Raw genomic sequence first — 246 nt, 5'->3', positions numbered from 1 at the left:
GTTGTGCAGAGCTCAGATGGACCTTGCCACCGTCGGCCTTGGGCCATATAAAACGGCCTCGTTCAAGCCGCTTCGCGAGCAGCCAGATTCCGTCCTCCGAGGCCCAGAGAATCTTTACCAGATCGCCAAACCACACGACATTCAACATACCGATCGCAAATTGTGGTGATCGCATACCGCTGGCACCCCGCCTACGGCCAGGAATACAGGCTGGTCCGCCGCACTGGGCGCCGCGGGAATCAGATG

Annotated in this window: 1 protein-coding gene; it reads right to left on the bottom strand. The window is 59.3% G+C overall.

From position 1 onward, the window contains the following. Positions 1 to 148: IS66 family insertion sequence element accessory protein TnpB (tnpB, locus tag VSR82_RS40545; RefSeq protein ID WP_498858984.1), on the bottom strand; the 148-nt coding region annotated here is incomplete at its 3' end. Between the last annotated feature and the right edge of the window lie 98 nt (positions 149 to 246).

The organism is Burkholderia sp. JPY481, from assembly GCF_038900515.1.
Taxonomy (GTDB): Bacteria; Pseudomonadota; Gammaproteobacteria; order Burkholderiales; family Burkholderiaceae; genus Paraburkholderia; species Paraburkholderia youngii.
Note: the sequence above shows the minus strand (reverse complement) of the source record. Positions and strands in the feature narration are given on the sequence as shown.